The 13345-nt window shown below is 39.6% G+C and carries 10 protein-coding genes; 2 read left to right on the top strand and 8 right to left on the bottom strand.

Annotation, left to right across the window (positions count from 1 at the left end; all coding sequences use genetic code 11):
* Window position 1: 1 nt before the first annotated feature.
* A complete protein-coding gene (locus CZ809_RS02725) occupies window positions 2-775 on the bottom strand; it encodes a DUF3450 domain-containing protein (protein WP_080155892.1) in 774 nt (257 codons plus the stop codon).
* Between the two features lie 182 nt (window positions 776-957).
* Window positions 958-3033, bottom strand: coding sequence for a TonB-dependent siderophore receptor (locus tag CZ809_RS02720; RefSeq protein WP_080155891.1), 2076 nt, complete (start codon window positions 3031-3033; stop codon window positions 958-960).
* Between the two features lie 428 nt (window positions 3034-3461).
* Between CZ809_RS02720 and CZ809_RS02715 the strand changes: the two genes are divergently transcribed.
* The gene (locus CZ809_RS02715; RefSeq protein ID WP_080156542.1) at window positions 3462-3893 is read left to right on the top strand and encodes a hypothetical protein; all 432 of its coding nucleotides are present in this window, start codon (window positions 3462-3464) and stop codon (window positions 3891-3893) included.
* A gap of 243 nt (window positions 3894-4136) precedes the next feature.
* On the top strand, window positions 4137-4316 hold the full coding sequence (locus tag CZ809_RS02710) for a hypothetical protein (RefSeq protein WP_080155890.1): 180 nt from the start codon (window positions 4137-4139) through the stop codon (window positions 4314-4316).
* Between the two features lie 716 nt (window positions 4317-5032).
* On the opposite strand, the gene cas6f is transcribed toward CZ809_RS02710, so the two are convergent.
* The 6 genes from cas6f to cas1f form a co-directional block, all read right to left on the bottom strand.
* Window positions 5033-5587 (bottom strand): type I-F CRISPR-associated endoribonuclease Cas6/Csy4, encoded by a 555-nt coding sequence (gene cas6f / locus CZ809_RS02705; protein ID WP_080155889.1) that lies wholly within the window; start codon window positions 5585-5587, stop codon window positions 5033-5035.
* A gap of 5 nt (window positions 5588-5592) precedes the next feature.
* Complete coding sequence (gene csy3 / locus CZ809_RS02700) at window positions 5593-6591, bottom strand: type I-F CRISPR-associated protein Csy3 (RefSeq protein WP_080155888.1); 999 nt, start codon at window positions 6589-6591, stop codon at window positions 5593-5595.
* A 19-nt stretch (window positions 6592-6610) separates the two neighbouring features.
* Window positions 6611-7555 (bottom strand): type I-F CRISPR-associated protein Csy2, encoded by a 945-nt coding sequence (gene csy2 / locus CZ809_RS02695; protein WP_080155887.1) that lies wholly within the window; start codon window positions 7553-7555, stop codon window positions 6611-6613.
* A complete protein-coding gene (csy1, locus tag CZ809_RS02690; protein ID WP_080155886.1) occupies window positions 7552-8823 on the bottom strand; it encodes a type I-F CRISPR-associated protein Csy1 in 1272 nt (423 codons plus the stop codon). The genes csy2 and csy1 overlap by 4 nt, the downstream gene beginning before the upstream one ends.
* A gap of 133 nt (window positions 8824-8956) precedes the next feature.
* Window positions 8957-12226, bottom strand: coding sequence for a type I-F CRISPR-associated helicase Cas3f (gene cas3f / locus CZ809_RS02685; protein ID WP_080155885.1), 3270 nt, complete (start codon window positions 12224-12226; stop codon window positions 8957-8959).
* Window positions 12227-13204, bottom strand: coding sequence for a type I-F CRISPR-associated endonuclease Cas1f (gene cas1f, locus CZ809_RS02680; protein ID WP_080155884.1), 978 nt, complete (start codon window positions 13202-13204; stop codon window positions 12227-12229). It abuts the gene before it with no gap.
* Window positions 13205-13345 lie beyond the last annotated feature (141 nt).

Genomic DNA, 13345 nt, shown 5'->3' with positions numbered 1-13345 from the left:
GTTATTTACTCTCTACGCTAGTTGATACACCTGAAACAGGTAAGGTAATTAAACTTGGTGCAGCTTGGTTATCAGCAATCGCAAATGCTTTATCGATATTTGTCCCCTCACTTGCGTCAACAGGCTGCCATTGTTTCGCGGCTGTATTCCAGCTCCAGTAATGGCTACCATTTAAACTACGGGCAACCAAAGCAATGCGACCTAAATGCAACACATTCACTTCAATCGTTTTATTATCAGCAAGGGTTATTTTTGCTTGATAAGCAGCAAGCTTGGTGCCGTAATCCATTTCAATTTGATAAGCTTCTAAAATACGACGGAATTTTTCAGCATCGCTAATATCGGCTTGTGACATCATGGTTTCAAGTTTACCCACTCGCACCAAACGCGCTTGACGTTTAATCGGCTTATCGTGCTCAACAATGGTCTTCAAGCCATCAATCATTTGGTACATCAATGGCACCACACCTTGACGGGTTTGCTTAATGTCAGTGATTTGTTGATCAATAGACGTCACTTCTTGCGCTTGATTTTTTACCAATCGCGCAAGGTGATCATGATAAACCGTTAAGTTTTTCACTTCTTCTTGCAGCTGTTCCATACTGGCTTTCATTGCTAAGACTGAATCTGCACTTTTGTCTATTTTATTCTGACTCACTGCTGATGCAGTATTAGTACTATTTTCAATCGAACGTGCATTATCAAGACTAGAAGCATGCGCTCCAGAAGTAATACTGAGAATAACAATAGCCAGGCTCGTTTTAATAAAATTCATAATATTCAATCAATCGTTATCTGTAATAACCAAAAAACAAAAAAGTGGTGTTAAAAATAAAAAGCACCGCAAAGTTGGCGAACTATAAACAATAACTATTATGATTAACAGTTTATAGACCACCACATTCAGATCGCAACAAGGGGAAGTTAAGACTCCCCCTTAAATATTCAACTTACTTATTAATACTTAAACTCAATGGTTGCCATAAAGTTACGCCCTTCACCCAGGGTTACACCTGTTGCGCCCACATAGTCTTTACTGGTTGAACCGCCACCCGCCATGTAATCAGTATCAAATAAATTCTCTACATTTACACGACCAATGATATCCAATTTATCGTCATATTTATAAGTATGAGCGACGCCCACATCAACACGTGTATAACCGTCTTTCTTAAAGGTATTCGCCGCATCACCAAAACGTGAGCCTTCGTAGATAACGCCTAGGTTTACATCCGTCGCAGGTGTTACGTTATAGGTTGACCACACACTCGCAGCAAACTCAGGCACATCAACAGGACGATTACCTTCATAATTCTGATCTTTAGTGTATTCCGCATCAAGGTACATTGCAGAAGCATTCATGCTTAGTTTTTCAGTAATATTACCTTGTAACGCAAACTCGACACCATTATGTACACGTTCACCCGCTTGAGTTAGTGTTTGATTATTATCAGGTCCAACAGCAATCTTTGAATTTTCTTGCGTAATATTAAATACTGCCGCTGTTGCAAATAAACGTTTATTCAATAATTCCCACTTGGTGCCAAGCTCATATTGCTTACCACGTAGAGGATCAAGGTTATCACCAGCATTGGTGTAATCAGAAGACACCACACCTTGAGGCTCAAAACTTTCAGAATAAGCTAAGTAAATAGAGCCATTCTCTGCAGGATGATAAATTGCCGCTAATTTAGGTGATACTGCTTCTTCAGCAATGCCACTCTTCACTTGGCGATCAAAACGGATGCCAGCCAGCACTTGCCAGTTATCATTCAAGGTGATCATGTCTTGCGCATAGAAACCCCATGCATCATATGAAGAATTAGACACTTTTGGATCTTTATTTGAATATACTGGTGTAGGTGTTGTTTGACCTGGCTTAACATCGACTGAATCAAATGAACGCTGGAAACGGTCGTAGCTATAACCTAACCAGTTCGCACCAACTAATAGCTGATGTTGCATGCCTAGCGTATCAAACTCACCCACAAAATCGGTGTAAGCGGTTTTAAATGCCCATTCATCATGGCGATCACTACCACCTTGTTTAATGGTGCCATTTTCTTCAAAATTACTAAAACTAGGGTAACTTTCTTTATCGTTACGAACAAAATCTTGGTAATTAAAACCAGTATTCAATGCCCATGTATCATTCAATTGCGCTTTAACATCAAAGCCAACATTCTGTACATCGTTATCAATTTCAGACCATTGTGCGTCCCACACATGATCACGGCCCATAACTGGCTTACCATCAACAATATAAGCGCCAGAATCTACACTGCCCTTATCTTGAGTGCGATCATAATGTAATGACACCATCACGTTATCATTAACATCATAATCAAGGAACATACCGCCAACAAAGCGATCTGTTGATGGCGTTGAACCATCACTGAACTTACGCCATGAGTCGTAGTCTTCTTTCGCTAATACTACGCGTCCACGCAGTGTTTGATCAGCATTAAGTGAACCACTGACATCTAACACACTACGGGTATGATTATTTGAACCCACATCTTGGCTGAAATTCATTTGTGTTTCATAGGTTGGCTTTTTTGACACCATATTGACTAAGCCACCAGGTGCTGATTGGCCATAAAGCAAACCCGCAGGGCCTTTCATAACTTCAACACGCTCTAATAACTCAACTGGTTGGCGGTAATGCGACCAATGCTGGTGGCCATCACGTAAGAAACCACTACTACTGCCTAATTCAAAACCACGTAAAGAAAAACGCTCACGGTTACGACTGGTGCCACCCGCTGAAATACTTGCGTCATTTTGCAACACTTCCCCTAAGGTACTTGCACGCTGTTCATCAATTAGCTTCTCATCGATAACGGCAACTTGTCCTGGCGTTTCTAGTTGTGTCATCTCCATTCGCATTGCGGTCGAATTAGTGTCAGCCTTATAGCCATAATCACGCCCGGTGACCACCATGTGCTCATCTGTATCTGTGATTTCTGCGTGAGCAATCGGCGCTGATAATACTGCACCAATCAATAGTGTTAGCTGACTTTTAGAAAACATATTCCGTTATCTCCAATTACCGTATCTTTGAGAATAAAACCAATGTAGATGGGTGTTCTTCATTACTGCATCTTGAGAAACTAACAACAGCTAGCTTTTGAAGATGCTCAGTACCTGAACTCATCCACCTTTAAGGTGATTTGATTGCTTGGCATCTGTGCCACTGCAGCCAAACCGCAAACAGGAATATAAGTGATAACCATTACCATTTGCATTAAATTTACATTCTTTGCATTCGTAAATTTTTTGTCAATAAATACAATTGATAATCAATTCGTTATCAATAATTACAACCTATTCTCAAATTAGAAAGGATTGCGCGCCCTAGAACACACAATTATTCCGTACTCAATACTGTTTTTTCGAAGACATTCAGAACAAACGGGCGTATAATTCGGCCGTTTTTATTGATTTCTGCGGTATTAAAAGTGACTCAATTAAGTCTTGAAGCTATTCATCAACAACTAGAAGAACGCAATTTTATTGCCGAGAAAGTCCGTATTGTAACGGTAGAGGCAATGGATCCTGAGGTATTAGCGGCCTGTACAACCACTGAAGATGAAACATTCTATAACAGTTATATGAATGTGATTTACTGTCGTGGTGATCGCTATGTTTTAGGTTATCGCTGTAATGAAGCAACAATCATTGACCAAGCGATTATTTTTAAAGATGGTAAGTATTACGATCCTACTTTACAAGCAAATGGCGAAGGTGAATTTGTCCCTTATTCCTTTGCTGTCTTAGCGGAATTTAAAGTCTTTGACATGATGACACATGCTAAAAACAATAAAGACTTCCCGCCAGATGTAGACTTCTTATTTACACGTAAGAAGCACTTCAAAAACGTTATTCGATAGCGATATCTGTACCCGTTATTAAGCTTTAATGGCGGGTATTTCTTCTCTAGCCGACCCAATATATAAAATTAGTATAATTTGTTACATCCCTTCCCCTTTATATAATGGCATAAACTGTTTCAGTCTTGATACGCCATAAGCAAATAAACGCACGAACTATCCATTCAGCCCATCAAACACTTGAGAATAACCACAATAAATGTACTATTTTAATATACAGCGTTTTATATTGGGTATCAGTATATGGATCAGGCAAAAGGATTGCGAAATTACTTTATAGATAATAAACGTCAGCATATTTTTATACAGCAAAAACACGTTAGACAATTAATCATTCAAAAAAGAAGCCACGGTGAGATTGCAGCGAGCCTAATTGAATTGGAAAAAGCGTGGGTCGAGTTTGAACATGAGAATAATCAGTAAGCAGCGTTTAATGAGTAAGAAAACATCATTCAACCTTATACTATTTAGTGTCGTATAATTTCCTGTTTAAAGGTCACTGTAAATTATAGAAGCGCATATTGATTTCTAAGCTGCCTGTACAGCAGTTAACCCAGAATAAGCACCTAAATCTGTGGTGTAAATTTCTAAGCTGCCAGTGCGGCAGTGAACTTATTGATATCATGGTTAAACCTGCCAAGTTCTTTCTAAGCTGCCTATTTCGGCAGTGAACATAAATGCAATCTAACCCCTGATTGTTCGCATCATTTCTAAACTACCTGTACGGCAGTGAACGAAAGCTTGGGTTCAATTTCTAAGCTGCTTATACGGCAGTGATCATTAGAGGTTATCTACGCCAGCGCTCTGAATTTTTCTAAGCTGCCTGTACAGCAGTGTATAAAACCTATCATGTCTAGGCATCTGTAAATATTCTAAGCTACCAGTACGGCAGTGAACAAACATCGAGTCAATAGTTTCTCAACTGCCTGTGCAGCAGTACACAAGATGTGTTGTTATTTCTAAGCTACCTGTACGACAGTAAACATAGTAGTACAATACATGATATTTTGTATATTCCCTAAGTTAACAGTACAACAATGAACTCAATTACAATAAGCTATTGTTTAAGTTAAATAAAAATCAAAAAAAAAGATTAAATAGTCACCTAACCTATCGCAGCGATTACGATTAAAACAAACTTAAAATACAGGTATTGTAGCCGTAGCACTTAATCCATAACTATTAAATACACCATCCGTTGCATCACTTACAACCTTACTATGCTCAATAAATACCCGCATAACGTTCTGGTTAGATAAGCTTTGCATTTGGATATAAGGCAACGTTAACTTACGCTCTGCGGTGTCAGGGATCGCATGAATCGCTTCATCTGCACTGATCCAACCTTTAGCAATCGACCGTTTACGCTTATTGTTAGCACTTTTTGCTTGTACTCGTTTTACGGTTTGAAAACCTTTTGTATTACTCGGAACCGCAGTAATAGCAGTAACACAGGTATAATCTCTTAATCCTTTTAGCCAACTATCAGCCATCATTTTTTCAAGTGCAGCTTGAGAACCATGTAAGCGTAACGTATCGCCTAATGTTTTATGTGCATGAGGAAAACTGATCCCCACCTCTCCATTACCTACAGTGCCTAACTGACGGTGTAATTTTGCAAATAAGTTATTCATTAATACTGGTGCTGAGGTCTCTAAATCAGGCTGAACTTGAATATCAATGTAATACAACATTATAGCTATTCTCCAAACACGCCGCCACGCACCAACATCGCCATAGCATAGTGTTGCTGATCTAATTCAGGCGCTTTGTCTTTCAATAACCAGTTATCTAGTAAGTTATAGAAATCCGTTTTTTCTTTAGGTTGACGGTAGGCTTTACCACGATTCGTTACTGAACCATAAGGTTCAACGGCAATCGGTCCAACTTCATCTGTTTCAGGATGCCATGTATCAATGGTGCGTAATGCATTACCAATTTTTTGGGAGTGCATTGCCGCTTGACCATTTAGTTGATACAGATACTTACTCTTATCACCAGAACCCGTATTCATGACTAATTCTTGAGATGGGAATACTGTTTGACCATGACCTAATTGTACAAAAGCAGTCACCGTTAATAAGGTTGCTTTTTCGCCTAATAAACCTTGTTCAATCACTTGTGATAATGCGGCTAAATCACCATTCGCAACTGTAAATTGACGTAAGCTGAAATCTAAACTGTCAAATGTCCACAGTTGATCCTGGTGTTGTACTGTTACCACCACATTTTCAGCCCCAACACGGTTACGCCATAGGAAGCGACCATTAGCAAGATTAGTAGCATAACGTGTCGCTAATTCTTTAAACCCATGATCAGTAACATAGCCTTTAATCAATTGACTTAATGCCGCTTGGTAATCAGGATTATTACACGTAGAAGGAACATTTAAATCACCGAGTACACGCAACGTAAAAGTCAATTTGAGCGTGTCGCAATCAAACGGTAATGCGGCATTATCTACTGTCTGTAAATTTGCCTTTTGAATTTCAGCATCTAGTTTAGCCGGATCATTTGCTTTTGGCCCTTTCATGCGATTAGAAATCGTACCACGCACTGATTTCTCATTCACAGCAATAGGCCGCCAATTTATATTAGTGGCTATTTCATTCCAATTACCTGCAGCCATAACGGCATCTGAACAAGCCAATTTGCCTTCAAAAGCTAAAACTGATGGTGTGGTTAACTTGGTTATCATTGTATACATCCTTGGGAATTTAATAATAAACGTTTAAATCTTCATTACTTTCAATAGAATGAATAGATTGTTGGGCGCGGCATAAGTAATACGGTGAACGATATTGATAACGCCATAAGATTTGATTGATAGATTCAACCCGACTCGGACTGCCTATCCACTCACCGACACTATAAACCGCTTCAGTAAACGCAAATGGGGTTGTGTTATCACGAACATTAGCCACCACTCCGGCATCAAATACCTCGCTAATTTGTTTATAGCCGATCATCAGTGGTATTAAATAGCCACTTTGAGGCTTATTGACACGTTCCCACTGCCCCTGTTCTGCCGCTACACTGTCACTTTCCGTCAGCGTTTCATAACGGTAACGTAAGGCACTAAAATCGAGCCAATTCATGATCATATTTTGATCATTACTTTCATTATGTTGCTGTAGATAATCGCTACGATCACATAAAATAAACCCTGGTAACAATGGTCGTAAAAGTTTACGACAACCACTGGCCTCATTCGGCATTGGTTTAAAATGACACGCTTCAATATGGGTAATATGTCCACCAGCACAACGTTGACTTAATGCTAACGTTTTTATAGCGTCAATGATGCTTTGTTCTTGGTCGCTGTTACCGCCACTAAAACCTTTGCATTCAATTAGTAATGATACACAAAGGTTCATTTTCCCTTCTTCAACGATAGGTGCTGTTTTACCGTCTTTCGCTAAAGGATTACGAGTTAATGCAAAACCATAATCATCCCAATCACTGCCCCGATAAGCATGCACTTGATACTGGTGGCACATCACTGCACAGCCATCAAAACTGATCCCATATTGAAACTTAACGTTGCGTGATAATGCGTGCACAAACCCTAAAAATTGAGTAATCGCTGGAAAACCATAAGTAAAGCCTGCAATCGCGTTTGCACCTTCAATGTGCATATTTTTAATAATAAATAAACTCATCGTCCTGCCTCACGAATAGCGTCATGACATAATGTTTGCCAATGCTGCAATGCCTCACTGCCTAACATTAATTGTTGCTGACTAACCTTTTCTAAACGGTTATTAAGCCATAAACCAAAATCACGGCTGACTTCCGTTTGCCAATCGCCGTCATACAGATGATCGGCTTGAGGATCTAACCAGCACTGTTGGGCAAGTGATAATTCACTATCTTGACTCCAGCCTCGCGTATTTGTTTGATGGCTAGCCGCCAAGGTTAAAATACTATCAAGGATTTGATCAGCTAATCGATCACGGCGTTGACGAATACGAATATTGCTATCTAAGAGTTTTACTTTGACTAAAAATTCAGCCAGTAATTTAATTAGATAATAGGTATCACGTCCCACTTCTCGGCTATCAAACCAATTTGAACCAAACATGGGTGGTTGATATTGGCTTTTCCAATCAGGCGCAGTACAAGGGAATAAATAGGTTTTACCGTAACGTTTTGAATTTAATTGCGAGATATTTTGAGGCTTTGAACCACCACTAATGGTTACCGCTAAATTCGAATAACGCACCACATCAACATCACTCGGTTGCTTTTTACGGTACGCTTCTCTGGCAACTTTCATCTCATCACTAAAACGGGAATGTTGTACCTGATGAAATAGTTCATGGGCTAAGGCTGATGAATATAACGGGCTAATAAGGTGATATTGATTATCACCAACAGGAAAATATATTTGTTTGGCTAAGGTATGGCTACTGGGTGTTTTAACTTCTAATGCTTGACGCAACCCATCAGCCCATAATTGGCATTGCTCATCACTACTCGCCAAAGAACGTAAAACATGATCGTCCCCTTGTGATAAATAAATAGCCAATGTGGCATTACCATCATCAAGCTGGAGTAATTTAGCCACATCTAGCGCAGCAGCATTACCCACGGCATCAACGGCAGGTGCTATTATTGCTGAAGAATCAAGATATGGAGCATCAGTGTTCAAGGCTAATGCTAAGATATTACTGCCTTTTGCACTGCCATGAGTAAACTTGACGGCATGGGTTGCTAAACTGATTTGTTTTGCTCTAACGGCGGCATTTGTAAGCCATGTTTGAACTTCAAAATCTTGATTAATAATTTTTATAAGTTCATTTAAATTAGCTAATTCTGTTTCCGACACTCCATTTTTGACATTTTTTTTCTTTTCTATTTCATCTGATTTTGTTTGTCGCCGTTGTTCAATGTACGCTTGAACTAACATGCTGATTTCAATTTGCATAGCAACTCCAGAGCCGAATTTACCACGCCAAATATAAACCTAACGATATAAGCATCAAGTTAAACATTGCTACAACATATATCTATATGCATTTATGAGGAATTATCTACAAAACAAAGAAAAAATAATACCTTTACGTCCTATATTTCCCCTCAAACACTCCTAGCCACGGATGGTAATGAAATCGTGGGGTTTTATTCGAATCATTAAGGTTTATACCACCAAATAATTCACTGATCTGCTCACTGTCTTTATCAAAGATGTCACTTAGCTCGTCATACACTGCGCTGTATTGACAATCAAACCACGCTTGATTTCCATTCGCGATATTGTCTATCGCCGCAAGATGAAACAGCTCGGTTTTATTAACAAACTCACCGCTGTATTCATCACGCACTTTAATGCTCAGCGCTTGATCGTCATCATCGATAAAGAAATAATATTCCGTTTGCGGTAGAGATTGTCGAAACCGTGTTTGGCTCTGATATTCGCCAAATAAGTGTAAATACGGTTGCAACCACCAGTATTCAACCTTCTTAGCACTGTCTTTAAATAAGGTATAAATCAATGCGTAGTGTTCTAACTCAATTAAACCAAATGGTAGCTTTAATGGTTCTGGTTCCACAAATCGTGGGTAAGCAGAGATAGTCTGATAGTCGTCAGCGACTAACAATTTAGTCAAATCATGTTGATTTAACCGCAAATGTCCTTTATTTAGATCATTTTTAGGCAGCTCAAAACCAGGATTACAATACGCAACATCTGTACCTAATAATGCCTTAATATTTTTAGTTAATATCATGATATTGGGTGAATTAGGCACACATTGGCGATGACGCTGAATACGCCCGGCTAACTGAATAATCGACCGCATTGAACTGGGTTCAACCACTGCCCAATCATAATCATGATCGCGCCCAACTTCTGCCACCGCAGTGGCGACCACCACAAAGATATGATGTTGTTGAGGCTGTTGTTCTAATGCAGTTTTGATTTGAGGTAAATCCAATATTGCTTGTGAATCTGCAGGATCGCGCATTAACACCGTGTCTAACTGTTGCTCTATATGCGCTCTAACTGCCATGGGATGCTGGCTATGATAAAAACAATAATGAACACAGGTATTATCTGGTGTCGGCATTGATAATAACGACTCACCCACCGCAATTAAGGGTTCAATATTTGCCATTCTAACTAAGCCAATCGAAATGGTTTTATCGTTTGGTGCAACTTGGCGATGCCGTTCATCTAAAGTGTAAATCGCCTGTTGAATATGGCTTGATAGATAATTAACCGCATCGGTTTGCGTTAATTTTTCCGCGTCTAAAGGCATTAACTCAGCTTGGCGTAAGGGTAATGATTTACGGTTCAGTGTTTTTGCTCGTTGGGTAATAAACTGCGTGTGTTGTTGTTTGAAATCAGCATCATCAATACAAACTGATTGCGCATTAAATTCATCAAACCAGCCACATTGTACTGTTGTTTCGGTAATGCCGTGGCTATGGTTATATTGCTGGCGACCATGAGAATAGGCTTTAAATAAAGCAGTAATTAATGACGGTGCTAACGTCGCTGATGACAGTAATACTCGTGAACCTAACATGCCAGCCCAATGGACTAAACGGCATAATGCAGGTAAATCTTCTAAGCCAAAATCATCAGGCTCATCAAGAATCAGATCCCCTGTAAATAATCGCAACATAGGTGCAATTTGCTGCCCGCCTCGCGTACCCTCTGTGGCTGGCATTAAATAATCAATGGTACTCACCGTAATCGGAGCACTGACCAATTTATGAATAGTTGGTTTTTGCTTGAGCCACTGACTAAGATGACCATCATCAAGGCTACCGTCATAACTAACATACATATGCTCTGAAAATAACGTTTCCGACTCACTGCCTGTTTGTTGTGCTTTTGCTTCTTGCTGAATTGTGAGCTTACTTTGATGCAGATCTTTAACAGCTTGCGATCCGACTAACACAGCTAAATCATCACTATCCAGTTTTAAACGATCTTTGAGTGCATCCCCTGTTTGTAGGGTTAATGTTCGCAGTCCTAAAGCAATGCTAAATCGACACCCTTGTTGTTGATTGGCTAATCCATACATAATTCGCGCATTGGCAAAGGTTTTACCACACCCCGTTGACGCCATATTGACCCCAAAAAAGCCGTGAACCTCAGAAATATCACGCACCGAACACGCCAGATCATAGGCTTTATCTTGCCAGCGAAATTTATTAATTGTGGTACGTTTTTTAAATAACGAATGACGAGTAATCGCAGGTAGACTCAAGCGTAATTTTGGTAAGCCTAAGCTTAATCGATAGGCTAACTGCGCTACTCCGATATTATGCTCATCTAATTTTTGTTTTAATTTCCCCGTTTTACGATCGGTATTTGCATAAGCTTTGTAGAGAGGATCTTGCCAAGCGACAACAGGCTGACTTGATGAATAGCAGTGATCAGCAAGCATTAAACTTAATCGTGCCATATGCAGTGGAAATGCGTTCTCACATTGTCCAAAATGACGCAAATTCGGGTGTGCTAATGCTCGTTTCGCCAGCTGTTGCGCTTTGTTTTGCCATGTTTGACTTTGTAGTGGAATACCATGAGGGAAAATAAAGTTATCCGCTATTTTTGCGATTAACTCAGGGTTTTTATGATTTTTTGCATTCCACTCAGGGCACAGTTTTTGTTCTAACCAATCATCTGAATCACCAATTGTCGGCTTAAAGTCTGACAGTTGATAAGTCGGCAAGCGATGGTGAGAAACAATTAACCATCCAATCGTTTTTGCTAATTCGGTCAGGCCAATAAACGGTGACAACGCTGGGGTATAGTGCACATCATTAACAATCTTGCTAATTTTTTGTGGTGATAAATCCGCTAATTCTGTTAGCCATTGATCATCGGTTTTATTCTTTGCAAATGCTTGAAAAACTAACAACGATAGCCATTCATGCCGCAATGGCTCAGCAATATTCCCTTTGCCCGTTAGTTTCTGTTGAAATAAGCTGTTAGCTTTACCTACATCATGAAATAAACCCGCAAGTGATGCCATTAATGCAACAGCATAGTTACTTTGCCAGCCATTTTCATCTTCCGAACGCAGAATATTACGCTCAGTTGTATTTGTGGGTACTGTACCCTGTTCATTGAAACGACGTTTATTACCGACAATCCACATTAGTTCGGTATTATTTGCGCCTCGAATCCAATGGCAAGCGACCGCAGTATTCCGCCTTGCGGTTTGCTTTAATAATTGACGTAATGTTTTTAAGCCTTCTAACGTAATCGGCGTTTGCCATGTACGATCACCTTTACGTTCTGCAAATTGATCCAGCACTTTACGGGTTTCATCAAGGGCTTTTTTATTACATTGAGAGATAAGAAGAATATTCATTTATAATTTTGCAACCGCTTGTGCTGTGTCTTTAATCGCATCGATCATCACATCTAATGCATTGGCTTTTCTAAATCCATTCAAGCATCGTTGACGAAATTCTTGTTCGTCATCCCCTGCCATTGCGGCAATAAAAGCATTTGGGAGCACAATCGCGTCTTTTATTAAATCAGCAACATCAAATACTAAACCACCACGACGAGTTTTACCATGTAGAACGGCGAGTCCATGTGGCAATCCAATAACCCAACATGCGGTCGCCCCTAAACCATAAGCTAAATAGTTACCATGATCTAAAAATCGATTAGCAATATCAGTGCTATTTCCTCGCGAAGAACGAGTAAATTCACCATATTGCACTGTATTGACTGCGAGTTTATATAAGGCTTTGGTCATGACGGCTTCTAATAACAATAAGTCAGTGCTGTTTTGACAATGACTAAGTTTATTTTCAAACGTAGATAAAATGTGCTCTAGTTTTTCGGCATCAATAATGAAATTGTTATCGCGTTGCATGGTTGCTGATAACCATACTTTTTTAATTTGCTGTAATCGGACTCGTTGGAAAAGTATTGCCGCTTCTAGACGTTTAAAGTCATCAAACCAGAAACTCACCCACCATTGAAGATATTCTGTTGGTCGATATTCAGATTGCGGTGTTAACCAACTAACATCAGGTTCAACTTCATTAGCTGAGAATAACGGCGTTCCGCCACCACCGCAAAAACCGACTAGCACGCCAGCTTTAGCTAATTCGCGCATTGCAGCTTGAGTAATCGATGTACCAGTTCCAAGCATAATGGCGGTCGTGTTTGCTATGGGGATATTCCAATATAAAGATTGCTTACCTTCGTCAGTGACATATTCAACCCGTCCACCATTCACTAACACGCGACAATGCTGTAAATAATAAAGATTGGCACGTTTAGAATGAATAATCGTTTTTAGCTCACTCGGTGTGAAAGACTTAGCGCACATAGCAATCACCAACAATAAAAAAACGAATTATATACATAATGCGTATAATTCGTTTAGAGTGTAATCACAAATACCCTTTTTTATTTGATAACAACTCATACTATATAAAACAACGACTTAAAATATCAGTTTAAATAAGGG

This window comes from Photobacterium piscicola, assembly GCF_900166965.1.
Classification (GTDB): domain Bacteria; phylum Pseudomonadota; class Gammaproteobacteria; order Enterobacterales; family Vibrionaceae; genus Photobacterium; species Photobacterium piscicola.
The sequence above is the reverse complement of the archived record's forward strand: the minus strand, read 5'-3'. Positions and strand labels throughout refer to the sequence as shown.